This is a genomic window from Sinorhizobium fredii, assembly GCF_002944405.1.
In the GTDB taxonomy this organism is placed as follows: Bacteria; Pseudomonadota; Alphaproteobacteria; order Rhizobiales; family Rhizobiaceae; genus Sinorhizobium; species Sinorhizobium fredii_C.
On record NZ_CP024310.1, the window covers coordinates 864,177 to 888,327 of the forward strand.

The window sequence follows — 24,151 nt, forward strand, 5'->3', positions numbered from 1 at the left end:
CGCAGGAGACGTCAGTCCCCGGACCATGGCGCATAATTGGCGGCATCGACGGCCGAAGGTCGTCCCTCGATATGCAGCTCACTTAGCCGTGGCGGCGTGCGGGCGATGACCTTGCCGCGACGGATCACGGCGAGCCGGTTCGGCCTCAGCCGCAGGGCCTCCAGCGTATCGCGTGCCTGGAGAATGACGAGGTCGGCGTTGCAGCCCTTGTCGAGACCATAGCCTTCGAGGCCCATCGTCTTCGCCGAATTGACGGTCAGCGCGTCGAAGATCTTCCGCTTGTCGTCAATCCCGGCCATCTGGGCGACGTGGATCGCCATATGCCCGACCTCCAGCATGTCGCCGGAGCCCATCGAGTACCAGGGGTCCATGACGCAATCGTGGCCAAAGGAGACGTTGAGGCCGGCCTCCATCAGCTCGCGCACGCGCGTCAGGCCGCGACGCTTCGGATAGGTGTCGTGCCGGCCCTGCAGCATGATGTTGATCAGCGGATTGGGAATGACGTTGATCTCGGCCTCCGCCATCAGCGGGACGAGTTTCGAAACGTAGTAGTTGTCCATCGAATGCATCGAGGTGAGGTGCGATCCCGCCACCCGGCCCTTCAGGCCGAAGCGGATCGTCTGCGCTGCCAGCGTTTCGATATGACGCGACATCGGATCATCGGTCTCGTCGCAATGCATGTCGACGGGCATTCCGCGCTCGGCGGCGAGCCGGCACAGCGCTTCCACCGACGCCGTCCCGTCGCTCATGGTGCGCTCGAAATGCGGAATGCCGCCGACGATGTCGACGCCCATGTCGAGCGCCCGGTTCAACGCGTCGACGGCGCCGGGCGAGCGGTAGTAGCCGTCCTGCGGGAAGGCGACGAGCTGCAGGTCGATATAGGGCGCGATCCTTTCGCGGACTTCGAGCAGCGCCTCGACGGTAACCAGCCGCGGATCGCTGATGTCCACGTGGCTGCGAATGGCGAGGAGCCCTTGCGAGACCGCCAGGTCGCAATAGCGCAGGGCCCTTTCGATCAGTGCCTCGCGCGTCAGAGTGGGGCGCAGTTCGCCCCAGAGCGCGATGCCCTCGAGCAGCGTGCCGGAGCGGTTCATCCGCGGCAGCCCGAGCGACAGCGTCGCGTCCATGTGAAAGTGCGGATCGACGAAGGGCGGCGTGGCGAGCCGGCCGGTCGCGTCGATCTCCTCCTTGCCCGACGCTTCGATCTTCGCCGCCACCTCGGCGATCCTTTCGCCTTGGATGCCGATATCGATGCCGCAGCGCCCGTCCGGCAGATTGGCGTTACGAATGATCAGGTCGAACATGGCGGCTCCAGCGGATAAGATGAGAAACACCAGCGCCAGCTGCGGCGAGTCGGCGGCAGCATCATAGCTTGCACTACACTATCATTGTAGGCGAGGGGGCCACGCGCGATGAGGTGCTGCGAAGTCGCGCTTAGCGAGGCTGGCCTGCATCGGACGGTCGATGTCTTGCGTGCGGGGACGGGGTCGCCAGACCTCCGCTTGAGGCACAGGTAGGTCAATTCTCCTCGACCGAAATACCCTGCTCGCCAATCTTGATCTCGATGCCTGGCTGGTTTTCTTCGCGGTAGACGTAGATGCCCAGTCCGACAGCGACCACGGCGAGAAGAGTGATGATGAGATAGAGGCCATTCCGGCTCATTCAGTGCGTTTCCTTCAAAGCGTTGACATGTCCGTAGCTAGGAAACCTGGCGGGAAAGGCAACCGCTGCGTGCTGTGGCGTCAGAGCTGGCGCGGTTCAGGACGGGTCGCAGTTATCAGCCTTGTTGCTGAAGTGGGCGTTGCCGAGGCCGGTGCCGATCGTCAGAATTCCCCAGTCGGAAACGTCCTGCATGAAGGGTATCTGCGAGAGACCCTGAACAACGGCGTCGTTGTGCATGATGACGAAGGTTTCCTCCTCGCCGATTTGCGGAATGGCTCGCTTGAGCGCGACGGGCAGGTTGAAGTGCTCGCTCTCCCAGTTGCCGCCCGGCAGGTTCTGACCGCCGCGCAGGATCGAGCCATCGGCATTGATGGCGCCGGGGCAGGCGACGCCGATCACCGGTGCCGGCGCGAGGCCGGCCTTGTCCGCCTTAGCGACGAGCTTGTCGATCATCGCTATGAGGCGTTCGATCGTGGCGCTCCTGGTGGGCTTGTCCTTCGCATGCCGCCAGATGTCCGATTTCCAGACTCTGGCCTTCGAGAGGTCGGTCTCTTCCTTCAAGCGCAGTTCGACGATGCCCACGCGCACATTGGTGCCGCCGATGTCGATGGCAAGTATGGCCCTGTGGCCCTTGAGCATCCAGCCGGGCATGAGATGAGCGGCACCGATGAGCCCCGCGTCATCCGGATGGTGGACAATGGGCGCGAGCTCGATCTTCAGACCTTCTGCCTTCAACAGCACCATTGCCCGGGCAATGGTGAGTTCACCGACGGCGCTCCCTCGGAAGCCGCCGCCGATCACCACGCGCTCGGTATTCTTCCAGCTCTTCTGCTGCAGGAATTTCCCGAGCACGCCGGAGAGTTCGCCGGCAAATTCGTCGACCGCTCCCATGACGAGGGCGGCCGCCTCCTTGTCGTCTCCGAGCAGGAATGCGTCGATCTGCTTTTTCGACAGGCCGTCGGTCGGGGTGTTGCCGAGCGGGTCTTCACCGCCCTTGCGCACGCGCTTGCGCCAGGCATCGAGCTTTTCCTGAAAGGCAAATTTGTTGGCCCTGTCCCCTAAGAAACCGTCGCCGGAACGAAGCCCCAGATTGTAATCGTCGACCGTGACCGACGGCAGATCGCCGGCACCATGGATGAGCGGGGCCCCATTTCGTTTTTCGTTCACGGATCTGCCCACGCAACCTCCTCATGAAGCCTCGCCTGCAGTTGTGCGCTGGCGGCGTCACTTACAACGTGAGGGGCAGGGCGATGTTCCCGCGTTGCTTCACCTGTTTCCGGATGCGCCCGCACGCAATTCGGCTCTCGGCGCAGAACTAGACCTAGCGGTCAGATATTCTCCGGCGTGTAGATGTCGAAGGGCAGGATGGTCTGCCCTGGAACGCCGGCGGTACCCCGGTCGATCGCACCGATCATCAGGTTGACCGTCTCTCGCGCCAGCGTCGGGACCGGTGTGGCGACCGCCATGATGACCGCCTCGTCGGCAAGGGCGCCGCGCGATTCCGGTGTCAGCTCGTTGACGACGATGAGCAGCTTGCCGACCAACTTCTCCTCGCGGATCGCCGAGATCGCCCCCTCCATGCCGCCGCCGCAGACGTAGAAACCGAGAAGGTCCGGGTGGCGTTTCAGGAGGTCGAGGGTCGCCTCATGGGTGATCTCGGCGGTATCGAGGTTGACCATCGTGTCCAGCACCTCGAACTCCGGCGCCTTTTCGCGAAAATAGGAGCGGAAGGCGATCTCGCGCAGTTCATGGCCGAGAAAGCGATGGCTGCCGATGAATGCGGCGACCTTGCCAGGTCGCTTGGCCGCCTTGGCGATCATCCAGGCGGCCGTTCGCCCGACCTTTTGGTTGTTCAGGCCGATATAGCCCTCGCGCACGCCGGACGCGAAATCGGAAAGCAGTGAGAAGGTCGGAATGCCGCGCTCTCTCAGTTCCTCGACCGCGGCAGTGACGGCCGGGTAGTCGGGGGCGACGAAGGCGATTGCCTGATTGCGTGCCGCCATTGTCTTAAGTTTCTCGGTAATCCCCGCCGGCGTCGAATTGGCGACGAAGTCGATCTGCGGGATGACCCGGACATTGGTCAGTGACAGCGCCGCATTCTCCATTTCCCGAGCGACCGCCTGATAGAAGGCTTGCTGCGGCTTCTGCAGGAGAAAACCCAGACGGTACTGCGGCAGGTCCTCGAAAACCCGCTGCCGCAGCAGCCCGACCGCATGGTAGCCGATTTCCTTTGCCGCGTCGTAGACGCGCCGCGCCGTCTCCTCGCGCACCGGGTGGCGTCCGTTCAGCACCCGGTCCACCGTCGCAACACTCACCCCCGCGGCCCGCGCCAGATCCGCTATCGTCGGCCTGCTGCTCATCTCCGCCTCCCTGACAGCATTACCTCATGAATGAGGCCACAGTTATGATGTGTTTTGATAGAATATATCATAGCTGCATTGAGAGCTGTCAAAAGTCAACTTATTCTCCTCGCATCAGATGAAGGCGCAATCCGGAGCGCTCTTCGGGAGGCAGGGATGACGACAGGTCCGACGAAACGAGATTACAGCCTGCTGGGCCGCGATGCCCAAGCCGCGGTGGCGAACGGCCTCGCCGCGGCCGAGTGGTACCATACGGAAATTCCGCGCAAGCAGATGAAGGAGCTGATGAAGCGCGAGGATGGTCCGGCCATTCGCGACACAGCGATCTGGCTCGGCAGCATGGCTGTCCTCGGTGGGCTCGGCACCTATTTCTGGGGCACCTGGTTCGCCGTGCCGTTCTTCCTTGCCTATGGCGTCCTTTACGGCTCGGCCTCCGACAGCCGCTGGCACGAATGCGGCCACGGCACCGCCTTCAAGACGATGTGGATGAACGACGCCGTCTACTTGATCGCCTGCTTCATGATCATGCGCAATCCGGTGACCTGGCGATGGAGCCACACGCGCCACCACACCGACACGGTCATCGTCGGCCGCGACCCGGAAATCGCCGTCATGCGGCCGCCGGATCTCATTCGTCTCGTCCTCAATTTCTTCGGCATCATCGATGTCTGGTATGCGGTCATCGACATGCTGCGCAACGCTTTCGGCGTGATCAGCGCAGCGGAAAAGACCTTCATTCCGGAAATGGAACGGTCGAAGGCGATTCTCGTCGCCCGCATCTGGCTTGCCATCTATCTGGCGACCACCGGTCTCTCGGTCTATCTCGGCTCGATACTGCCCTTGATGCTGATCGGCCTGCCGCGGCTTTACGGCGCCTGGCACCACGTGCTGACCGGCCTGCTGCAGCATGGCGGCCTTGCCGACAATGTCATCGACCACCGGCTGAACAGCCGCACCGTCTACATGAATCCGGTGAGCCGCTTCATCTACTGGAACATGAACTACCATGTGGAGCATCACATGTTCCCCATGGTGCCCTATCACGCGCTGCCGAGGCTGCACGCGATGATCAAGCACGACCTGCCGGCGGCCAACCCATCGATCTTCGACGGCTATCGCGAAATGATCCCGGCCTTCCTCCGGCAGCTGCGTAACGAGGATTATTTCCTGAAGCGCGAACTGCCGCCGACGGCAAAGCCCTATCGCGAAGAATTCCACAACGACCGGGAAGCCCAGGCCGCCGAGTGAGCGGCAGGCGATCCCGCAAATCAGAACAAACGACTGAATGGAGGAACCCCATGAGCTCGAACTGGGTCGAGGTCTGTGCCGCCGACGAAATCGACGAGGAAGACGTCATTCGTTTCGACCATGAAGGGCGCACCTTTGCCGTCTACCGCAGCCCCGATGACGAATATTTTGCCACCGATGGGCTCTGCACGCATGAGCAGATCCACCTCGCCGACGGGCTGGTGATGGAGGACATCATCGAATGTCCGAAGCACAACGGCCGCTTCAACTACAAGACCGGCCAGGCCAAGGGCGCGCCCGTCTGCGTCAATCTCACGACCTATCCGGTCAAGGTCGAGGCCGGCAGCGTCTTTATCGCGATTTCCTGACGCTTCAGGGGCGAGGGGAGGAGAACATGAGCCATATCGTTATCGTCGGCGCCGGCGAATGCGGGGCAAGGGCGGCCTTTGCTCTCAGGGAAAAGGGTTTCGAAGGCGAAATCACGCTGATCGGCGCCGAGCCGCATCTCCCCTATGAGCGTCCGCCGCTTTCCAAGGACGGGCTCGCCGGGGCCGAGCCGCCGAAATATGTGGCCGGCCTCGAGCGTTACGAAGAGGCGCGCATCACCGTGGTGACGGGCGTCGCGGTCGAGGCGATCGACCGACGGCGAAAGGCTGTGCGGCTCGAAGGCGGCCGTGCGATCGACTATGATCGGCTGCTGCTCGCGACCGGCGCCCGGCCACGCGCCCTTCCGGGCATGAGCGGAAACGCCGAGCGCATCCGGATGCTCCGGACGCACGCCGACGCTCTGGCGATCCGCAGGGCGCTGGTACCCGGCCGAAAGCTCGCCATCATCGGCGGCGGCTTCATAGGCCTCGAGCTTGCCGCGACGGCCCGCAAGCTCGGCGCCGACGTCGTGCTCATCGAGGGCCTGCCGCGCGTCCTATCGCGCGGCGTGCCGCAGGAAATCGCGGATGTCGTTGCCGAGCGACATCGGCAGGAAGGTGTCGAGATCGTATGCGGCGGGCGCATCGCCGCGCTCGAGGCGGATGACGGCGGCGCAAGGGTGCTCTTCGCCGACGGCACCAGCAGGCTCGCGGACCTGATCGTCGTCGGCATTGGCGCGGTCCCGAATACCGAGCTTGCGGAAGCCGCCGGCATTCTGATCGAAAACGGCATCGCGGTCGATGAGACGCTGCGGACATCGGACCCCGACATCTATGCGGCCGGCGATTGCTGTTCCTTTCCCCTGTCGCACTATGACGGGCGGCGGGTGCGCCTCGAAGCCTGGCGAAACGCGCAGGATCAGGGGACGCTCGCTGCGGCCAATCTCATGGGTTTGGCCGAGCCTGTCGCGAGCGTGCCGTGGTTCTGGTCGGATCAATACGAGCTGACCCTGCAGATCGCCGGCCTTGCCGACGGCGCCGCGACGACAGTACGGCGCGATCTGACGGACGGCGGCTTCGTTCTCTTTCATCTCGATGGCGAAGGCCGGCTGATTGCCGCAAGCGGCATCGGGCCAGGCAACGCGGTCGCCCGCGACATTCGCCTCGCCGAAATGCTGATCGCCGCCGGCAGCAGGCCCGACCCGGCGGCGCTTTCCTCGCCCGAAACCAAGCTGAAGACGCTGCTGGCGGCCTGACGGCCGCTGCAGTTCGCCCCCTTCCAAGCATTCACCGGAGATTTCCATGAAACACCGTCGCCCGACCGTTGCCGATCTCTTGTCGATCAAGGGCAAGCGACAACTCACCATGCTGCGCGTCGTGACGCTGGAGGAGGCCGAAGCCGCCGAGAAGGCCGGCATCGACCTCGTATCCGTTCCGCCGGCGCTGCTGGGACCGGAATTCCGCGAGGCGGCGCCGACGGTCTTTGCCTTTCCCGGCCTCGAATATGGCGACTTTGTCACCGCCGAAGACTATCTGCGCGGCGCGTTCCAGGCGATGCGGGCGGGCGGCGATGCCGTTTATTGTGCGGCCGGCCTTTCGACGGTCAAGCGGCTGCGCGAGGAAGGCATCCCGGTCTGCGGCCATGTCGGGCTGATCGCGTCAAAGGCCACCTGGACCGGCGGCTTCCGCGCTGTCGGCAAGACGGCGGCGAGCGCGCTCGAGATCTGGCGCCAGGTGAAGGCGCTCGAAGAGGCGGGCGCCTTTTCGGCCGAGATGGAGGTTGTGCCGGGAGAAGTGGCGGCCGCGATTTCTGAGCGCACCTCGCTGCTGATGCTTTCGATGGGAGCGGGCACCGGATGCGATGCCCAGTATCTCTTTGCCGAAGACGTGCTCGGGCAGAACCGCGGCCATTATCCCCGCCATGCCAAGGTCTATCGCAACTTTGCCGCCGAATTCGAGCGGCTGCAGCGGGAGCGTATCGCCGCCTTCCGAGAATATGCCGAGGATGTCCGCTCCGGCGCCTACCCGGAGAAGGCACATCTGGTCGGTATCGAGCCGGCGGAGTTGAAGGAATTCCTCGGCAAGATCGATAAGCAGGAGCACGCGGCGTTCCGCGTAAGATGATCGTGACAGCGCCGTTGCGTCGTTTCAGACGCAAAAGGTCGCTGCAGCACTTTCAATTGCTGCAGGAATTATCCTTTAATTGGCTCCGGTTTACAGCACCGCGCGTGTTATCAGACGCGCAAAGGTCGCTAGCACCTTGAGTTTGCTGCATGTCTTTGTCCTTGAATCGAGATCGATTTAAGGAACATGCAGTAGGGAAGCAAATGGGCGCAACGCCCAATGATGCGACAGCTAAGGACAAATGATGAACAGCTATGTCTTGACGGTAACCTGCAAATCCACCCGCGGCATCGTCGCGGCGCTTTCCGCCTATCTCGCCGAGCAGGGCTGCAACATCATCGACAGCTCGCAATTCGACGATCTTGAAACCGGCCTGTTCTTCATGCGCATTTCCTTCATTTCGGAAGAGGGCGTCGGCCGTGCCGCACTCGAGGAGGGGTTGAAGCCAATCGCCGAAAAGTTCGCCATGGAAACGGCGCTCTATGACCAGGCGGAACGCACCAAGGTGCTGCTGATGGTGTCGCGTTTCGGCCATTGCCTGAACGACCTGCTCTACCGCTGGAAGATCGGCGCGCTGCCGATCGACATCGTCGGCGTCGTCTCCAACCACTTCGATTACCAGAAGGTGGTCGTCAACCACGATATTCCCTTCCACTGCATCAAAGTGACGAAGGAGAACAAGCCAAAGGCCGAAGCCCAGCTTCTGGAGATCGTCGAGCAGACCGGCGCCGAGCTGATCGTTTTGGCCCGCTACATGCAGGTTCTGTCCGACGCGCTCTGCAAGAAGATGTCGGGGAAGATTATCAACATCCACCACTCCTTCCTGCCGTCCTTCAAGGGCGCCAATCCCTACAAGCAGGCCTATGAGCGCGGCGTCAAGCTGATCGGCGCGACGGCGCACTACGTCACCGCCGATCTCGACGAGGGCCCGATCATCGAGCAGGACATCGCCCGCATCACCCATGCGCAGTCGGCCGAGGACTATGTGTCGATCGGCCGTGACGTCGAGAGCCAGGTGCTGGCGCGCGCCGTGCACGCCCATATCCATCACCGCACCTTCATCAACGGCAACCGCGTCGTGGTGTTTCCGCCGAGCCCTGGGAGCTATGCGTCCGAGCGAATGGGCTGACGGCAAGGAAACGTATCGCCAACCGACTCAACCCCGCTCGGCAACGAGCGGGGTTTTTCGTTCCAGGCTGCTGAATGGCTTCGGCTTTGCGCATTTCCGAAAACGCCGCTTGACTCCGCGGTATTATGGCATACCATAGTATGTAATAGAGATATCAAGGAGGCGGCGATGCCCATCGAAATCCGCAAGACCCTGCTGCAGGTGGAGACGACGCTGATCGAAGGCGGCAAGGCTGCGCCGGCGCCGCTGAAGCTCTATTCGGCCATCGCCGTCGTGAAGAACCCCTGGGCGGGTGTGGGCTACGTCGAGAACCTGAAGCCGGAGATCCACGCCGCTGCCCCGGTTCTCGGCGAGCTGCTGACGAAGATGATCATCGACGCCGTCGGCTCGGGCGAGGCGGTCGAGGCCTATGGTAAGTCGGCCATCGTCGGTCTCGACGGCGAGGTCGAGCATGCCTCGGCACTGATCCACACGCTGCGCTTCGGCAATCACTACCGCCAGGCTGTCGGGGCCAAATCCTATCTGGCCTTCTGCAATACGCGCGGACCGGCAAACGCACCCTTGATGATCCCCCTCATGGACAAGAACGACGAAGGACGCCGCTCCCATTATCTCACCATCCAGACTTCTATCGCCGACGCCCCGGCGGCAAACGAGATCGTCGTTGCGCTCGGCGCCTCGGTCGGCGGACGTCCGCATCACCGGATCGGCGACCGCTATCAGGATCTGAAGGATCTCGGGCAGGACGTCGCCAACCCGGCCGGCGTTTGACGCCTCTCTATTGGACCGCGGCGATGCTTCAGTCAGAGCGAACGGAATTTGCTGGCCTGGGTGCCGGGCGAGAGCGAACCGCACATGGCGCCGCCTATGTGGAGACCGGCCATGGCGAACCGCTTGTCCTCGTCCACGGGGTAGGCATGCGGCTCGAGGCCTGGGCGCCGCAGGTTGCCGCCTTGTCTGGCCGGTGCCGGGTCATCGCCGTCGACATGCCGGGCCATGGCAAGAGCGACAGGCTGGCTCCGGGCGCCAAGCTCGAGGATTTCGTCGCCTGGCTGGGCGTCTTTCTTGATGACCTGAAACTCGCGTGTGTCAATCTCGCCGGCCATTCGATGGGCGCCCTGATCGCCGGTGGCGCGGCCGTAACCTTTGGCACGCGCATCCGCCGCGCGGCGCTTCTGAATGGCGTATACTTGCGTGATGCCGATGCGAAGGCGGCAGTCGTCGCCCGGGCCCAGATGATCGGCAAGGGCGCCGTCGACGTCGACGGGCCGCTGAAACGCTGGTTCGGCGAGGATAGTGGAACCGCGTCGGTCTACGAACTGACGCGAGGCTGGCTGCAGGCCGTTGATCCTGAAGGCTATGCGACGGCCTATAGCGCCTTCGCGCATGGCGATGCCGTCTATGCCCCACGCTGGCCCGAGGTTCGTTGCCCGGCCCTGTTCCTGACCGGCTCGGAGGATCCGAACTCGACGCCGGAAATGGCGCACGCCATGGCCGCCGCTGCGCCGTGCGGCTGGGCGCGAATTATTGAAGGGCACCGCCACATGGTCAATCTGACGGCGCCCGACACGGTCAATGCAATCCTCGAAGACTGGCTTTCAAGGGAAGGGGAGAGGTCATGAACACAGCTTCTTTGGACCCCCGCGCGCTGCGCGACGCCTTCGGTTCGTTCATGACCGGCGTGACGGTGGTCACGGCGAAGGACGCCTCTGGAAATCCCATCGGCTTTACCGCCAACTCCTTCGCTTCCGTGTCGATCGATCCGCCGCTGCTGCTCGTCTGCATCGCCAAGACCTCCCGCAATTTCGCGACGATGACGGGCGCCAAGGGCTTTGCCGTCAACGTCCTGTCGGAAAAGCAGATGACCGTTTCCAACACCTTCGCCAAACCGGTGGAGGATCGTTTCGCGACGGTCGAATGGCGGCATGGGCCATACGGCGCTCCGATTCTCGCCGGCGTCAGTGCCTGGTTCGACTGCTCGACGAACGAGATCGTCGACGCCGGCGACCACGCCATACTGATCGGCCGCGTCGAGGCCTTCGAGAACGGTGTCATGGCCGGGCTCGGCTTCGCACGCGGCAGTTACATCACGCCGGGTCTGTCCGGCAAGGCGGTGTCGGCCGCCGCGGAGGGCGTGCCGCTGATTGCCGCCGTCGTCGAGCGCGCCGGCGCCGTCCTCTTGATCCCGGAGGCGGGTGGCCACTGGCGCCTGCCACAGATGGAGCTCAAGGGCGGTGAGCCGCTGGCGGCGCTGCAAGATCATCTGACGAACACGACGGAATTGGCGATCGAGGTCGGATTTCTCTATTCGGTCTACGACAACAAGACGACCGGCCACCAGCACATCGTCTATCGGGCCGCCGCCGAGCCCGGCGACACCAAGGCGGGGCGGTTCGTCCCGATTGCGGACCTGCCGCTCGACGCGATGGACAACTCCGCCACGGCCGATCTCCTGAGGCGCTTTGCCGCCGAGAGCGCGCTCGGCAACTTCGGCGTTTACGTCGGGGATGAGAAACAGGGCAAGGTTCACCCCTATGCCAGAAAGGCCTGATCCATGAAATTCTCGCTTTTCGTGCATCTCGAGCGGCTCAATCCCGGACAGTCGGACGAGAGCCTCTATCGCGAGTTCATCCAGCTTTGTGAAATCGCCGACAAGGGCGGCATGCATGCGATCTGGACCGGTGAGCACCATGGCATGAGCTTCACGATCGCGCCCAATCCCTTCCTCAGCCTCGCCGATCTCGCCCGCCGCACGAAAAATGTCCGGCTCGGCACCGGCACTGTGATCGCGCCGTTCTGGCACCCGATCAAGCTCGCCGGCGAAGCGGCGATGACCGACATCATCAGCGACGGTCGGCTCGACATCGGCATTGCCCGCGGCGCCTATAGTTTCGAATACGAGCGGCTCGCCCCCGGATTGGACGCCTGGGGCGCCGGCCAGCGGATGCGCGAGCTCATCCCCGCCATCAAGGGCCTGTGGGAAGGCGACTACGCGCATGAGAGCGAATTCTGGACCTTTCCGTCGACGACCTCGGCGCCGAAGCCGATGCAGGCGCCGCATCCGCCGATCTGGGTGGCGGCGCGCGATCCCAACAGCCATGAATTCGCGGTCGCCAATGGCTGCAACGTACAGGTCACACCGCTTTGGAACGGCGACGGCGAGATCGCCAGCCTGATGGAGCGTTTCGAGGCGGCCTGCGCCCAGAACCCGGAGATCAAGCGCCCGAAGATCATGCTGCTGCAGCACGCCTATGTCGGCACGGACGAGGCTGATCTCGAACAGGCCGCCAGGGAGATGAGCGTCTACTACAACTATTTCTTCGCCTGGTTCAAAAACGAAAAGCCTATCCGGCAGGGGCTGATCAAGACGATTTCCGAAGAGGAAATGGCTGAGAATGCGCTGATCTCGCCCGAGGTGATGCGCAAGAACCTCGCGGTCGGCACGGCCGATCAAGTCATCGCCCGCCTGAAGACCTATCAGGCGATGGGTTACGACGAATATTCCTTCTGGATCGATACCGGCATGAGCTTCGAGCGCAAGAAGGGCTCGCTTGAGCGCTTCATCGCCGATGTCATGCCGGCATTTGCGGAGTAGGGCACATGCAGCGCTTCCAGTGCTATATCGATGGCGAATTTGCAGACGGCGAAGCCCGCTTCGAAAGCATCGACCCGGCGACGGGTGCCGCCTGGGCGGAGATGCCGGAAGCGCGCGAAGCCGATGTCAATCGCGCTGTCGAGGCGGCCCATAGGGCCCTTTCCGCGGGACCGTGGTCCAAGCTGACCGCCACCCAGCGAGGCAAGCTTCTTTACAAGCTTGCCGACCTCGTCGCCGAGAATGCCCAGAAACTGGCCGAACTGGAGACGCGGGACACGGGCAAGATCATCCACGAGACCTCGGCGCAGATTGCCTATGTCGCGGAATATTATCGCTATTACGCCGGGATCGCCGACAAGATCGAGGGTTCCTATCTGCCGATCGACAAGCCGGACATGGATGTCTGGCTGCGCCGAGAACCGATCGGCGTCGTCGCTATGGTCGTGCCGTGGAACAGCCAGCTGTTCCTGTCGGCGGTGAAGATCGGCCCGGCGCTGGCGGCCGGCTGCACCATGGTAGTGAAGGCCTCGGAAGACGGGCCGGCGCCGGTCCTTGAATTTGCCCGGCTCATCCACGAGGCGGGCTTCCCGGCCGGCGTCGTCAACATCATCACCGGCTTCGGCCCCGCCTGCGGTGCGGCGCTCAGCCGCCATCCGAAGGTCGATCATATCGCCTTTACCGGCGGGCCGGAGACGGCGCGTCATGTGGTACGCAATTCGGCGGAGAACCTCGCCTCGACCTCGCTTGAGCTCGGCGGCAAGTCGCCCTTCATCGTCTTTGCCGATGCTGATCTTGAGAGTGCGGCCAATGCCCAGGTCGCCGGCATCTTCGCGGCGACCGGCCAGAGCTGCGTCGCCGGATCGCGATTGATCGTCGAGACAAGCGTCAAGGACCGCTTCCTCGACATCCTCAAGGCAAAGGCCGAGGCGGTCCGGATCGGCAGCCCTCTCGACATGGCGACCGAGGTCGGGCCACTCGCGACCCGCCGTCAGCGCGATCATATCGAGGCGCTGGTCGAGCGCTCGCTTGCCGCCGGCGCCAAGCTGGTCACGGGCGGCACGGCCCCCGAAGGCACCGGCTACTATTACCGGCCGACCATTCTCGATTGCGACGGCAGTGCTTCGCCGTCACTTGATGAGGAGTTTTTCGGTCCCGTCCTTTCCGTGCTTTCCTTCGAAACGGAAGCGGAGGCGCTCGAACTCGCCAACAATACCCGCTACGGCCTCGCGGCCGGCCTCTTCACCCGCGACCTCACCCGTGCACACCGCCTGATGAAGGGGATCCGCGCCGGGATCGTCTGGGTCAATACCTACAGGGCGGTTTCGCCGATCGCGCCCTTCGGCGGTTTCGGGCTTTCCGGCCACGGCCGCGAGGGCGGCATGGCGGCCGCGCTCGACTTTACGAGGACGAAGACGGTGTGGCTGAGGACCTCGGACGAGCCGATCCCCGATCCTTTCGTGATGCGGTGACGGCGATGTTCTACGAAATCCGCACCTATCGGCTGAAGAACGGCGCCATCCCCGCCTACCTGAAGGTGGTCGAGGAAGAGGGCATCCGCGATCCAGAAGAAGCATCTCGGCGAGATCGTCGCCTATTTCTTCTCCGAGATCGGGCCGATCAACGAGATCGTGCACATCTGGGCCTATCGGAGCCTCGACGATCGCGAGAGGCGCCGGGGCGCACTCATGGAAGACCCGGCCTGGCGGGCTTTCCTCCCCAAGATACGCGACCTCATAGAAGTCGCGGAGAACAAGATCATGAAGGCGGCGCGCTTTTCGCCGACGGGCGGCAGCGTGTCATAGAACAAGCAAGCAAAACCGGATCACGGAGCAAGGGAACATGAAGAAGATACTCGCTTTGGCGGCTGCAGCCGCAACCATCGCAACGGCCATGCCGGCAACGGCCGCCGATCTCGTCATTTCCAGCTGGGGCGGCACGACGCAAGACGCGCAGAAAATCGCCTGGGCAGAGAAATTCACGGAAAAGACCGGCATCAACGTCCTGCAGGACGGGCCGACGGACTATGGCAAGCTGAAGGCGATGGTCGAGGCAGGCTCGGTGACCTGGGATGTCGTCGACGTCGAGGGCGACTATGCGGCGCAGGCCGGCAAGAACGGGCTGCTCGAGAAGCTCGACTTTTCGGTGATCGACAAGACGAAGCTCGACCCGCGCTTCGTCACCGACTATTCGGTCGGCAGCTTCTATTATTCCTTCGTCATCGGCTGCAACAAGGATGCGGTCGAGGCCTGCCCGAAGACCTGGGCCGATCTCTTCGACATCGAGAAGTTCCCCGGCAAGCGCGCCTTCTACAAGTGGTCGGCCCCGGGTGTCATCGAGGCTGCGCTGCTCGCCGACGGCGTCCCGGCCGACAAGCTCTATCCGCTCGATCTCGACCGCGCCTTCAAGAAGCTCGACACGATCAAGCCGGAAATCATCTGGTGGACCGGCGGTGCGCAGTCGCAGCAGCTCCTCGCCTCCGCCGAGGCCCCCTTCGGCAGTCTCTGGAACGGCCGGATGACGGCGCTCGCCCAGAGCGGCATCAATGTCGAGACCTCGTGGGAGCAGAACATTACCGCCGCCGACTCGCTCGTCGTGCCTAAGGGCGCAAAGAACAAGGAAGCCGCGATGCAGTTCATCGCGCTCGCTACCTCGCCTCAGGCGCAAGCCGATCTCGCCAAGGCCACCGGCTATGCGCCCATCAACTTGGATTCTCCCAAGGTGATGGACCCGGAATTGGCGAAGACATTGCCGGATGCGCAGACGGCAAGCCAGGTCAATGCCGACATGAGCTACTGGGCAGAGAACCGCGACGCAATCGGCGAGCGCTGGTACGCCTGGCAGGCAGAGTAAATGTAGGAGGCGGGGAGTGCGCAGCCCGTACTCCCCGCCGATCCGGCGCAGGGGCAGGAGGAGGTCCCTCGCGCAGCTGAAATGGGAGACACAGCCATGTTGTCGCGTACCGACGCGAGGGCGGAAGGATCGAAGATCCCTGCACACCGCCTGCGCTTCACCGACTTCGACCTGACCTTGCCGGCGCTCGGCCTGCTGGTCCTGTTCTTCGTCGTGCCGGTCGCCATCCTGTTGGCGCGCAGCGTCTCGGAGCCCGTGCCGGGCCTCGGTAACTATGCCGAACTCTTGGGCTCCTCCACCTATCTCAGGATATTCGCAAATACCTTCATCGTTTCCGGCCTGGTCACGCTCGTATCGCTGCTGATCGGCTTTCCCGTCGCCTGGGCGCTGGCCATCATGCCGAGCCGCCTCGCTTCTGTCGTCTTCGCCATCCTGCTCTTGTCGATGTGGACCAATCTCCTCGCACGCACCTATGCCTGGATGGTGCTGCTGCAGCGCACCGGCGTCATCAACAAGCTGCTGATCGGCCTGGGCCTGATCGACAAGCCTCTGCCGCTCGTCAACAACCTGACGGGGGTGACGATCGGCATGACCTATATCATGCTGCCCTTCATCATCCTGCCGCTCTATGGCGTCATCCGGAAAATCGATCCGGCCGTTTTGCAGGCGGCGGCGCTTTGCGGCGCCAATCGCTGGCAGGCCCTCGTCCGGGTTCTCCTGCCGCTCGCCATTCCCGGCATGGCGGCCGGCGCTCTGATGGCCTTCGTGATGTCGCTCGGCTACTTCGTCACGCCGGCGCTGCTCGGCGGGACGGCGAACATGATGCTCGCCGAACTCATCGCGCAGTTCGTTCAGTCTCTGGTCAATTGGGGCATGGGCGGTGCAGCGGCCCTGGTGCTGCTGGTCGTCACGCTCGCGCTCTATGCCGTTCAGCTACGCTTCTTCGGCACCGACCGGATGGGAGGGCGTTGACATGCTCCTGAATTTCGACCGACTCGGCCGGTGGAAGCTGGTTCTCCTCGGCATCACATTGCTGACGGCCGCCTTCCTGCTCCTGCCCATCCTGTTCATCGCGGCGCTCTCCTTCGGCTCGTCGCAATGGCTGATCTTTCCGCCGCCCGGCTGGACGCTGAAATGGTATCAGGAACTGTTTGCCGATCCCCGCTGGCTGGAGTCCGCCTGGACGAGCTTCCAGATCGCCATCATCGTCACGGTCCTTTCGGTCCTGCTCGGTCTCGTCACCTCTTTCGGTCTGACGCGCGGCCGCTTCATGTTTCGCGAAGCGCTGAAAGCCCTATTCCTGACGCCGATGATCCTGCCGGTCGTCGTTCTCGCCGTGGCGCTCTACGCGTTCTTCCTGCAGATCGGCCTCAATGGAACGCTGACCGGCTTCGTCATTTCCCATCTGGTGCTGGCGCTGCCCTTCTCGATTCTGTCGATCACCAGTGCACTCGAGGGTTTCGACAAGTCGATCGAAGACGCCGCCGTGCTGTGCGGCGCGTCCCCCTTCGAGGCGAAGATCCGCGTGACGCTACCGGCGATCAGCCACGGCATCTTCTCGGCGGCGATCTTCTCCTTCCTCACCTCCTGGGACGAAGTCGTGGTGGCGATCTTCATGGCGAGCCCCACGCTGCAGACGCTTCCCGTCAAGGTCTGGGCGACGTTGCGGCAGGATCTGACGCCGGTCGTCGCCGCCGCCTCCACCCTCCTCATCCTGCTCACCGTGCTGTTGATGGTGCTCGTCGCCATCGTTCGCAAAGGATTGAAGTCATGAGCAAACCCTTCCTGCAAATCCGCGGCATCCGCAAGGAATATGGACCCGTCACCGCCGTTCAGGACGTCAATCTCGACGTAGCGCAGGGGGAGTTCCTGACATTCCTCGGGCCCTCCGGCTCGGGAAAGAGCACGACGCTCTATATTCTTGCTGGCTTCGAGGATCCGACCCGCGGCGACATCGTGCTGAACGGGGAAACGCTGCTGTCGACGCCGTCGCACAAGCGCAATATCGGCATGGTGTTCCAGCGCTACACGCTGTTTCCGCATCTCACCGTCGGCGAGAACATCGCCTTCCCGCTGAAGGTCAGGCGGCTGCCGAAGGCCGAGATCGATGCCAAGGTGCGCGACATGCTGAAGCTCGTGCGGCTCGAAGGCTTCGAGGACCGCAAGCCGGCACAGATGTCCGGCGGCCAGCAGCAGCGCGTCGCGCTGGCGCGGGCGCTCGCCTATGACCCACCGCTGCTCTTGATGGACGAGCCGCTTTCGGCGCTCGATAAGAAACTGCGCGAGGAGATCCAGCACGAGATCCGCCGCATCCACCAGCAGACGGAAGTGACGATCCTCTATGTCACCCATGACCAGGAAGAGGCGCTCAGGCTCTCCGATCGGATCGCCGTGTTTTCAAAGGGGGTGATCGACCAGATCGGCACGGGACCGGAACTCTACGCCAATCCGGCAACCCGCTTCGTCGCCGAGTTCATCGGCGACAGCGATTTCCTACCCTGCGATCTGGTGACGGCGGCAAACGGCAAAGCGGAGATCGCGCTCGCCGGCACGACAGTTATCCCGAACGTACCGGTGCATGGCAAGCCGGTTGCCGGCGGCAAGGCGGCGCTTATGCTGCGGCCGGAACGCTTGCGCCTGATGCGATCGGCGCCGGGCGGCGCGACGGCTCTGCCCGTCAGGGTCAGCGACATCACCTTTCTCGGCAACAACATCCATGTCGCGACCGAGACCGCCAGGGGCGACGCGCTGGCCGTTCGCCTTCCCTTCGGTCACGAGGCGATTTCCAGCCTCAGCCGCGGCGACAGCGTCTGGCTCGGCTTCGACCCGGCGACGGCGCACGTCTTCTGCTGAAGCGGCGTAAGGTTCGGAAAAGCGGTGATAAATCCTAGGTTGGCGCCTGCTTTGCTAATCTTCAGAGAGTTCTTCCGCTGTTGCTGCGACAGGTGCATTGCCCAAGGAATTATCCGCATATTTGAAAGCAAGTATGCTGATGACCGAGGCGATGATTACGAACAGGACGAGACGCATGAAGGTTTCCCGGGGATCGTTGCATTGGCTAGCAACTCACCCGGAGACCTCGTTGTTCCAGCGCGAAGGATGCCTCACCGGTAGTTGGTGGGAACCAGTGCCGCCCTGGCCGGCGGCGTCTCCAACTCCGCTCGGTCGACAGCAAGGATGCTCATCACGAGAGAGACGAGGACGAGTATCAGCGCCATGAATGCGATGCCTGCCTTATCCATCCCCCATCATGATCGCGGGAATGCGAGCAAAACGGGGCGCCGGCGGCCAAGAATTCCACCAGTGCGCATCATGGTTAATTTCGTCTGAAGAGAGGGGCTTTTTTTACTTTCGCGCCAGCTCCGGGCGGCACTGTTACCCCGCCCTCGCGCCTTGCTGTTCCGCGAGCAGCGCCTCGGCGATTGCCGCCGCATTCTTGACATGCACATTTGCCGCCTCATAGGCCGCCGCGCCGTCGCCGGCCTTGATCGCGTCGATGATCTTCTGCATCTGGGCCGGACCCTGCGTGTCGCGGTCGGGCGTCTTGATCGTCATGGAGCGCAGGTGATTGATCCTCGCGGTGATCGAATTGACGATTCCCCAGGCGACATGGCGGCCGGAATTCTCAAACAGGGTGCGGTAGAAATCCGTCGTGGCGCTGAGAACCGCCGCGAGCTCGTTGGCGGCATAGGCGGCCCGGATGCGGGCAAGGATGCGCTCGAGCTCGGCCACGACCGCGGGGTCCTTTTGTGTGGCGCAGGCCTTGGCGGCGATGCCTTCGAGCACGCCGCGGATCTCGTAGATCTGCCGGGCCTCCTCCGGGGTTGTCTCGGCGACGATCGGGCCGCGGTTCGGTTGGATGGCGACGAGGCCCTCGGATTCCAGGTGCCGCAGCACCTCGCGGACGATCGTCCGGCTGACGCCGAGCTGGTCGCAGAGATCGCGTTCGACAAGCCGTTCGCCGGCCCTGAAGTGCATATTGACGATAGCGTCGCGCATCTTTTCCAGGGCAAGCTCGCGAAGGGTCTTCTCCGGACGGAGCACTCGCATCGGCTGTTCAGACGCGCTCATGGGGCCGTTCCCTTTCCGCCAGCACCTGTGGCAAATGCGCGATCTCGATCCGGTCCTGGCGGTTACGTCCGAGCCGCATATTATGGGATACCATAATATCACTGGAGAAAGCGTCTGTCAGCAGGATACGCGTCGACATGCGCTGCGTCTAAAGTTGTCTGCCGGCCGGAAGGGATAGTCACGAAAATGCCGCAGTTAACCCTGGGCGGCCCCGGTGGAAAGCGACTCGATGAGCGCGGTGATGTAGCCATAGCAGAAGGCGAAGGCAACGCCGGTCGGGTCGCGGCCGCTGATCGTCGGCACGTGGTCGGGCATCACCATGTATTGGTATCCCACCTCGTGATAGATCTTCAGCGAGCGCACCATGTCCATGTCGCCCTCGTCGGGGAAGGTTTCCATGAAGGAAAGCTTGCCGCCGCGGATGTTGCGGAAGTGCAGATTGAAGATCTTGCCGCGCGTGCCGAACCAGCGGATGATCTCGTCGATCTCCTCGCGCGGATTGTCGAGCATCTCGCCGATCGAGCCCTGGCAGAAGTTCAGGCCGTGATAGGGGCTCTCATGCATCTGCACGAATTTCTTGAGCCCCTCGACCGTGCCCAACACGCGCGTGGCGCCGCGATAGCCGGGCGGCGCATAGGGATCGTGCGGATGGCAGGCGATGCGTACCCGATTGCTGGTCGCAACCGGCACGACGCGTTCCAGGAAATAGTCGATGCGCTCCCAGTTCTCGTCCTCCGACAGAACGCCGGCCAAGCCCGGCGCGGCGTTCTGGTCGATCCGATCCCAGCGAAACGCCTCGTTCATCGAACCGCCGCGGCCGCGTTCCATTTCGCTGCGGGGAATGCCGATCAGGTTCAGATTGTACTTGGCCGCCGGAATGCCGGCGCGGGCGCAGTTCTCGATCATCCGGCAGACAGCATCGATCTGCCGATCGCGTTCCGGGCCGGCCAGCAGGATATCCGGAAAGGAAGCTTTCTCGATCGGCTTCGAGGGCAGGGGAAGCTGGATCATGTCGAGTACGAGGCCGAAACTCTCGACATGGTCGCGATGCCGTTCCAGATCCTCGAGCGTCCAGCCTGCCGGATCGCCCGGCGGATCGGCGGAGATGTTTTTGACGCCAAGCTGGGCGTAGACCCGGTAATCCTCGTCGTCGCGCGCCGCGACCTGCGTTCCTACATACACGGAGAGGCTCCTTCCCGAACTTATCCAATGTCGTATGACATAATATGAATTATTCGGAGATGTCGAGCGATTATTGCTCGGCGAGCCGGCGATAGCGGCGCTGGCTGGCGATGATGTGCTTGCGCATCGCCTGCCTGGCGCGTTCCGGATCCTGGTCGGCAATGGCTGCGAGGATGTCGGCATGTTCCGCCTGGACGCCGAGCAGATAGGCCTTGTCGGCCGCCTCGGGCAACGTCGTGAACTGGCTGCGGGGAATGGCACGCGGCCCGAACTGGCGCATCACATCGAGGTAAAAGCGGTTGTTGGTCGCCGCGGCGATGGCCATGTGGAACTCGAAATCGGCCTCGACCGTCGGCTTCCCCTCCTCGATCAGCTGCGCCATCTTTCTGTTGGCGACGCTAATCGCCGCTTCCTGCTCGGCGGTCCTGCGATATGCGGCAATCGCCGCGGCTTCGCTCTCGCAGGCCAGCCGGAACTCGAGGAGCTCGAGCGTTTCCGGGATGCTCCTGATTTCGACCGGAGTGAGCGCGAAGCGCCGGCTTGCCTTCGGGTCGCTGACAAAGACGCCCTTGCCCTGAATGGGGCGGACGTAGCCTGCGGCGCGCAGGTCGGCGATCGCCTCGCGGACCACCGTGCGGCTCACGCCGAAGCTCGCCTCCAATTGCGGCTCGGTCGGCAATTGGTCACCCTCCTTCAGCCTGCCGGCCTCGATCTGCCGGCGCAGTTCGTCGATTACCTGTTGCGCCAGTCTCTGTCGTCCGCCCGTCATTTATCCCTCATCAGAGTCCGTTGCTTTCACGGTCTCGCCCGGAAAGCTCTTGCCAACGCCGCCGAATGTCGCTAATTCATACTATGACATACGGACGACGTAATATGTCTCCTATAATAGGTCAGGGAGGAGTTTCAATGAAGCATTTTTCGAAGGGCCTCATCGCAGGGGCCGCGGCAATCGTTCTGAGCTTTTCTGCGCCCGGCGCACACGCCGCTACTCCCGACGACCAATTGGTCATTGGCACCTCTCTCGCCCAGGTTCTGTCGCTCGATCCGCAACAGGCGACCGAGGCGAAGGCGATCGAGATCATGTCCAATCTTTACGACCGGCTGGTGAAGACGGAAAACCGCAAGATCGCGCCGCAGCTCGCCGAAAGCTGGGAGATCGATGACAAGGGCATCACCTTCCATCTGCGCGAAGCGACCTTCGCCTCCGGCAATCCGGTCACCGCCGACGACGTCGTCTATTCGCTCGGTCGGCTGCTCAAGCTCGATCAGGCCTCGGCTGCCAATTTCAAGCGCATCGGTTATATGGCCGACAATGTCGACAAGCTTGTCAGGGCAGTGGATCCGAAAACGGTGCGCGTCGACCTTTCCGGCGAAACCACGGCGGAGCTGCTGCTCTACCGGCTGGCAATGTGCGTCGCGAGCGTCGTCGACAGCGTCGAGGTCAAGAAGCACGTGCAGGACAATGACTACGGCAATGCCTGGCTGCGCACCAATTCGGCAGGCTCCGGCCCCTTCACGCTGAAGCGCTGGACGCCCAACGAGATGGTCATCATCGAGGCGAACGACGCGTATGCCGGCGGCGCTCCGCACATGCGTCGTGTCATCGTGCGGCACGTGCCGGAAAGCCAGGTGGCGCGCCTGATGCTCGAGCGCAACGACATCGATATCGCCAGCGCGCTGAGCGCAGCGGACCTGAAGACCTTCGGGGACCAGCAAGGTTTCGAGGTCCAGCGGGTGCCGACCGGCGGCTTCTATGTTCTGTCGATGAATGCCGGCAACCAATATCTCGCCAATCCCAAGGTGCGCGAGGCGATCGCCTACAGCATCGACTACAAGGGCATCGAGCAGACGATCATGGGCCCCTATGGCCGGGTCCGCAACGTGCCGGTGCCGGAGGATTACGAGTATGCCATTGCCAATCCGGACTGGCACTTCGACGCGGCGAAGGCCAAGGCGCTGCTGGCGGAAGCGGGGTATCCCAACGGCTTTTCGCTGACGCTGAAGACCATCGCGCAGACGCCGCGCATCGACCTGGCGACTGCCATCCAGGGTTCGCTCGGCCAGGTCGGGATCAAGGTCGACATCCAGCAGGGCAACGGCTCGGACATCATTGCCGATCACCGGGCGCGCAATTTCGACCTGCTCATCCCCCAGACCGGCGCCTACATGCCGACGTCCTCGGCTCCATGGAACAGTTCTCCAGCAATCCTGACAATTCCAAGGAGGCGAACAATGCTGGCAACTTCGTCTGGCGCTCGGCCTGGGACATTCCGGAACTGACGGCGCTGACCGCCAAGGCTTCGCTCGAGCCGGACGCGAAGAAGCGGGGCGAGATCTATGTCGAGATGCAGGAAGAATTCGTCGAGCAGAAGCCCGCCGTGCTGCCGCTTTTCGAACGCTTCGAGCCGATCGTCGTCAATGCGCGCGTCAAGGACTATGTCGGTCATCCCAATCAGCTGACGCGGCTCGAAGGCGTCACCAAGGCGTCCGACTAAGGGCGGCGTCGGGACACGGCCATGAAGGAACTCACCGCAATCGAGCTGGCACGGCGCGTCCTCCATCTCGTCATCAGCCTGTTCATCCTGCTCTCGGTCACCTTCGTCATCGGCCGTGTCCTGCCGGCCGATCCGGTCGGCGCCATTGTCGGCGAGCTGGCGGATCCGGCCGCCTACGAGGCGATGCGGGCGCGGCTCGGCCTCGACCTGCCGATCTACCAGCAGTTCTTCATCTATCTGCAGGGCCTGTTCCGGGGCGATTTAGGCCAAGCCATCCTCACCGGCAACTCGGTCGCCAGCGACATGCTGCAGGCCTTCCCGGCAACCTTCGAGCTGGCGACGCTGGCGATCATCATATCGGCCGTCGTCGGCGTTCCGCTGGGCCTCGCGGCCGCACTGTTCCGCGACAGCTTCATCGACAAGTTCGCCCGCGTCGTGGCTCTGGTCGGCCACTCCATCCCGGTCTTCTGGTTTGGCATCGTCGGGCTGGTGATCTTCTATGCGGCGCTCGACTGGGTCGGCGGACCGGGGCGGATCGACGTCTTCTATGAGGGCATGGTCGAGCCGGTGACCGGCATGCTGCTCGTCGACAGCCTCCTTGCCGGAGAAACCGAGATTTTCTGGAACGCGCTGTCGCACATCATCCTGCCGGCCGCCATCCTCGCCTATATGGCCATGGCCTATATCACCCGCATGACGCGCAGCTTCACCCTGGAACAGTTGAGCCAGGACTACGTGATTGCGGCCCGTGCCAAGGGTGCGGGGCCGGCCCGCACGGTCACCCATCACGTCCTGCCGAACATCGCCGTGCAGTTGATCACGGTGCTTGCGATTTCCTACGGCAATCTGCTCGAAGGAGCGGTGGTGACCGAGATCGTCTTTTCCTGGCCGGGCATCGGACAATACATGACGAACGCCCTGATGATCGGCGACATGAATGCGGTGCTCGCGGCAACCATCATCGTCGGCTTCGTGTTCATGCTGCTCAACTTCGTTGCGGACATTGCCTATGCGATCCTCGATCCGCGGACCCGGGAGGCGGTATGATGAGTGACGCGATCCGGACCGCT

24 protein-coding genes and 2 pseudogenes are annotated in these 24,151 nt (G+C 63.1%); 17 read left to right on the forward strand and 9 right to left on the reverse strand.

Features of this window, described 5'->3' with window-relative positions:
* Positions 1-11: 11 nt before the first annotated feature.
* The 4 genes from NXT3_RS27810 to NXT3_RS27825 form a co-directional block, all read right to left on the reverse strand.
* Positions 12-1,304 (reverse strand): amidohydrolase family protein, encoded by a 1,293-nt coding sequence (locus NXT3_RS27810; protein ID WP_104841084.1) that lies wholly within the window; start codon positions 1,302-1,304, stop codon positions 12-14.
* Between the two features lie 214 nt (positions 1,305-1,518).
* Positions 1,519-1,662: a hypothetical protein gene (locus NXT3_RS27815; RefSeq protein ID WP_037419718.1), complete on the reverse strand. Its 144-nt coding sequence runs from the start codon at positions 1,660-1,662 to the stop codon at positions 1,519-1,521.
* Positions 1,663-1,758: 96 nt separating this feature from the next.
* Positions 1,759-2,841, reverse strand: coding sequence for an ROK family protein (locus tag NXT3_RS27820; RefSeq protein WP_104841085.1), 1,083 nt, complete (start codon positions 2,839-2,841; stop codon positions 1,759-1,761).
* 149 nt (positions 2,842-2,990) lie between these two features.
* Positions 2,991-4,022, reverse strand: a complete 1,032-nt coding sequence (locus NXT3_RS27825) for a LacI family DNA-binding transcriptional regulator (protein ID WP_104841086.1) — start codon at positions 4,020-4,022, stop codon at positions 2,991-2,993.
* 156 nt (positions 4,023-4,178) lie between these two features.
* On the opposite strand from NXT3_RS27825, the gene NXT3_RS27830 reads away from it, so the two are divergent.
* The 15 genes and pseudogenes from NXT3_RS27830 to NXT3_RS27900 all read left to right on the forward strand — a co-directional run bounded on the left by NXT3_RS27830 (position 4,179) and on the right by NXT3_RS27900 (position 18,186).
* On the forward strand, positions 4,179-5,270 hold the full coding sequence (locus NXT3_RS27830; protein WP_104841087.1) for a fatty acid desaturase family protein: 1,092 nt from the start codon (positions 4,179-4,181) through the stop codon (positions 5,268-5,270).
* A 50-nt stretch (positions 5,271-5,320) separates the two neighbouring features.
* Positions 5,321-5,638 (forward strand): MocE family 2Fe-2S type ferredoxin, encoded by a 318-nt coding sequence (locus NXT3_RS27835; RefSeq protein ID WP_037419724.1) that lies wholly within the window; start codon positions 5,321-5,323, stop codon positions 5,636-5,638.
* Positions 5,639-5,664: 26 nt separating this feature from the next.
* On the forward strand, positions 5,665-6,891 hold the full coding sequence (locus NXT3_RS27840; RefSeq protein WP_104841088.1) for an NAD(P)/FAD-dependent oxidoreductase: 1,227 nt from the start codon (positions 5,665-5,667) through the stop codon (positions 6,889-6,891).
* A 46-nt stretch (positions 6,892-6,937) separates the two neighbouring features.
* Positions 6,938-7,759, forward strand: a complete 822-nt coding sequence (locus NXT3_RS27845; protein ID WP_104841089.1) for a 3-methyl-2-oxobutanoate hydroxymethyltransferase — start codon at positions 6,938-6,940, stop codon at positions 7,757-7,759.
* A gap of 244 nt (positions 7,760-8,003) precedes the next feature.
* Positions 8,004-8,888, forward strand: coding sequence for a formyltetrahydrofolate deformylase (purU, locus tag NXT3_RS27850; protein WP_104841090.1), 885 nt, complete (start codon positions 8,004-8,006; stop codon positions 8,886-8,888).
* Positions 8,889-9,056: 168 nt separating this feature from the next.
* The gene (locus NXT3_RS27855) at positions 9,057-9,659 is read left to right on the forward strand and encodes an amino acid synthesis family protein (protein WP_037425688.1); all 603 of its coding nucleotides are present in this window, start codon (positions 9,057-9,059) and stop codon (positions 9,657-9,659) included.
* 23 nt (positions 9,660-9,682) lie between these two features.
* Positions 9,683-10,510, forward strand: coding sequence for an alpha/beta fold hydrolase (locus NXT3_RS27860; protein ID WP_097524737.1), 828 nt, complete (start codon positions 9,683-9,685; stop codon positions 10,508-10,510).
* Entirely contained in the window at positions 10,507-11,439 is a 933-nt protein-coding gene (locus NXT3_RS27865) for a flavin reductase (RefSeq protein ID WP_097524708.1), read from the forward strand. Before NXT3_RS27860 ends, NXT3_RS27865 begins: the two co-directional genes overlap by 4 nt.
* 3 nt (positions 11,440-11,442) lie before the next feature.
* On the forward strand, positions 11,443-12,483 hold the full coding sequence (locus tag NXT3_RS27870; RefSeq protein ID WP_097524707.1) for an LLM class flavin-dependent oxidoreductase: 1,041 nt from the start codon (positions 11,443-11,445) through the stop codon (positions 12,481-12,483).
* 5 nt (positions 12,484-12,488) lie between these two features.
* The gene (locus tag NXT3_RS27875; protein WP_104841091.1) at positions 12,489-13,952 is read left to right on the forward strand and encodes an aldehyde dehydrogenase; all 1,464 of its coding nucleotides are present in this window, start codon (positions 12,489-12,491) and stop codon (positions 13,950-13,952) included.
* 5 nt (positions 13,953-13,957) lie between these two features.
* A pseudogene (locus tag NXT3_RS27880) lies at positions 13,958-14,285 on the forward strand (NIPSNAP family protein).
* Between the two features lie 37 nt (positions 14,286-14,322).
* Positions 14,323-15,333 carry an ABC transporter substrate-binding protein gene (locus tag NXT3_RS27885; protein WP_104841092.1) on the forward strand — a complete coding sequence of 337 codons (1,011 nt, stop codon included), beginning with the start codon at positions 14,323-14,325 and terminating at the stop codon, positions 15,331-15,333.
* 96 nt (positions 15,334-15,429) lie between these two features.
* On the forward strand, positions 15,430-16,305 hold the full coding sequence (locus tag NXT3_RS27890) for an ABC transporter permease (protein ID WP_104841093.1): 876 nt from the start codon (positions 15,430-15,432) through the stop codon (positions 16,303-16,305).
* Position 16,306: 1 nt separating this feature from the next.
* Positions 16,307-17,107, forward strand: a complete 801-nt coding sequence (locus tag NXT3_RS27895; protein ID WP_104841094.1) for an ABC transporter permease — start codon at positions 16,307-16,309, stop codon at positions 17,105-17,107.
* Positions 17,104-18,186, forward strand: a complete 1,083-nt coding sequence (locus NXT3_RS27900) for an ABC transporter ATP-binding protein (RefSeq protein ID WP_104841095.1) — start codon at positions 17,104-17,106, stop codon at positions 18,184-18,186. Before NXT3_RS27895 ends, NXT3_RS27900 begins: the two co-directional genes overlap by 4 nt.
* A 54-nt stretch (positions 18,187-18,240) precedes the next feature.
* Here the strand turns inward: NXT3_RS27900 and NXT3_RS33040 are convergent, their stop codons facing one another.
* The 5 genes from NXT3_RS33040 to NXT3_RS27920 all read right to left on the reverse strand — a co-directional run bounded on the left by NXT3_RS33040 (position 18,241) and on the right by NXT3_RS27920 (position 21,355).
* Positions 18,241-18,363: a hypothetical protein gene (locus NXT3_RS33040; RefSeq protein ID WP_272938880.1), complete on the reverse strand. Its 123-nt coding sequence runs from the start codon at positions 18,361-18,363 to the stop codon at positions 18,241-18,243.
* Between the two features lie 74 nt (positions 18,364-18,437).
* Complete coding sequence (locus NXT3_RS27905) at positions 18,438-18,575, reverse strand: hypothetical protein (RefSeq protein WP_086022811.1); 138 nt, start codon at positions 18,573-18,575, stop codon at positions 18,438-18,440.
* 133 nt (positions 18,576-18,708) lie between these two features.
* Complete coding sequence (locus NXT3_RS27910; protein ID WP_104841096.1) at positions 18,709-19,404, reverse strand: GntR family transcriptional regulator; 696 nt, start codon at positions 19,402-19,404, stop codon at positions 18,709-18,711.
* 195 nt (positions 19,405-19,599) lie between these two features.
* On the reverse strand, positions 19,600-20,586 hold the full coding sequence (locus tag NXT3_RS27915) for a mannonate dehydratase (RefSeq protein WP_104841097.1): 987 nt from the start codon (positions 20,584-20,586) through the stop codon (positions 19,600-19,602).
* Between the two features lie 70 nt (positions 20,587-20,656).
* On the reverse strand, positions 20,657-21,355 hold the full coding sequence (locus NXT3_RS27920) for a FadR/GntR family transcriptional regulator (RefSeq protein WP_037425660.1): 699 nt from the start codon (positions 21,353-21,355) through the stop codon (positions 20,657-20,659).
* 137 nt (positions 21,356-21,492) lie between these two features.
* On the opposite strand from NXT3_RS27920, the pseudogene NXT3_RS27925 reads away from it, so the two are divergent.
* A pseudogene (locus NXT3_RS27925) lies at positions 21,493-23,081 on the forward strand (ABC transporter substrate-binding protein).
* Between the two features lie 21 nt (positions 23,082-23,102).
* Entirely contained in the window at positions 23,103-24,128 is a 1,026-nt protein-coding gene (locus NXT3_RS27930) for an ABC transporter permease (RefSeq protein WP_104841098.1), read from the forward strand.
* The last annotated feature ends 23 nt before the right edge of the window (positions 24,129-24,151 follow it).

What these genes read in the sequence shown, in the direction of transcription:
- NXT3_RS27810 (WP_104841084.1), bottom strand. Translation starts at nt 1,304, where the DNA reads ATGTTCGACCTGATCATTCGTAACGCCAATCTGCCGGACGGGCGCTGC.
- NXT3_RS27815 (WP_037419718.1), bottom strand. Translation starts at nt 1,662, where the DNA reads ATGAGCCGGAATGGCCTCTATCTCATCATCACTCTTCTCGCCGTGGTC.
- NXT3_RS27825 (WP_104841086.1), bottom strand. Translation starts at nt 4,022, where the DNA reads ATGAGCAGCAGGCCGACGATAGCGGATCTGGCGCGGGCCGCGGGGGTG.
- NXT3_RS27830 (WP_104841087.1), top strand. Translation starts at nt 4,179, where the DNA reads ATGACGACAGGTCCGACGAAACGAGATTACAGCCTGCTGGGCCGCGAT.
- NXT3_RS27835 (WP_037419724.1), top strand. Translation starts at nt 5,321, where the DNA reads ATGAGCTCGAACTGGGTCGAGGTCTGTGCCGCCGACGAAATCGACGAG.
- NXT3_RS27840 (WP_104841088.1), top strand. Translation starts at nt 5,665, where the DNA reads ATGAGCCATATCGTTATCGTCGGCGCCGGCGAATGCGGGGCAAGGGCG.
- NXT3_RS27845 (WP_104841089.1), top strand. Translation starts at nt 6,938, where the DNA reads ATGAAACACCGTCGCCCGACCGTTGCCGATCTCTTGTCGATCAAGGGC.
- purU (WP_104841090.1), top strand. Translation starts at nt 8,004, where the DNA reads ATGAACAGCTATGTCTTGACGGTAACCTGCAAATCCACCCGCGGCATC.
- NXT3_RS27855 (WP_037425688.1), top strand. Translation starts at nt 9,057, where the DNA reads ATGCCCATCGAAATCCGCAAGACCCTGCTGCAGGTGGAGACGACGCTG.
- NXT3_RS27860 (WP_097524737.1), top strand. Translation starts at nt 9,683, where the DNA reads ATGCTTCAGTCAGAGCGAACGGAATTTGCTGGCCTGGGTGCCGGGCGA.
- NXT3_RS27865 (WP_097524708.1), top strand. Translation starts at nt 10,507, where the DNA reads ATGAACACAGCTTCTTTGGACCCCCGCGCGCTGCGCGACGCCTTCGGT.
- NXT3_RS27870 (WP_097524707.1), top strand. Translation starts at nt 11,443, where the DNA reads ATGAAATTCTCGCTTTTCGTGCATCTCGAGCGGCTCAATCCCGGACAG.
- NXT3_RS27875 (WP_104841091.1), top strand. Translation starts at nt 12,489, where the DNA reads ATGCAGCGCTTCCAGTGCTATATCGATGGCGAATTTGCAGACGGCGAA.
- NXT3_RS27885 (WP_104841092.1), top strand. Translation starts at nt 14,323, where the DNA reads ATGAAGAAGATACTCGCTTTGGCGGCTGCAGCCGCAACCATCGCAACG.
- NXT3_RS27890 (WP_104841093.1), top strand. Translation starts at nt 15,430, where the DNA reads ATGTTGTCGCGTACCGACGCGAGGGCGGAAGGATCGAAGATCCCTGCA.
- NXT3_RS27895 (WP_104841094.1), top strand. Translation starts at nt 16,307, where the DNA reads ATGCTCCTGAATTTCGACCGACTCGGCCGGTGGAAGCTGGTTCTCCTC.
- NXT3_RS27900 (WP_104841095.1), top strand. Translation starts at nt 17,104, where the DNA reads ATGAGCAAACCCTTCCTGCAAATCCGCGGCATCCGCAAGGAATATGGA.
- NXT3_RS33040 (WP_272938880.1), bottom strand. Translation starts at nt 18,363, where the DNA reads ATGCGTCTCGTCCTGTTCGTAATCATCGCCTCGGTCATCAGCATACTT.
- NXT3_RS27905 (WP_086022811.1), bottom strand. Translation starts at nt 18,575, where the DNA reads ATGGATAAGGCAGGCATCGCATTCATGGCGCTGATACTCGTCCTCGTC.
- NXT3_RS27910 (WP_104841096.1), bottom strand. Translation starts at nt 19,404, where the DNA reads ATGAGCGCGTCTGAACAGCCGATGCGAGTGCTCCGTCCGGAGAAGACC.
- NXT3_RS27920 (WP_037425660.1), bottom strand. Translation starts at nt 21,355, where the DNA reads ATGACGGGCGGACGACAGAGACTGGCGCAACAGGTAATCGACGAACTG.
- NXT3_RS27930 (WP_104841098.1), top strand. Translation starts at nt 23,103, where the DNA reads ATGAAGGAACTCACCGCAATCGAGCTGGCACGGCGCGTCCTCCATCTC.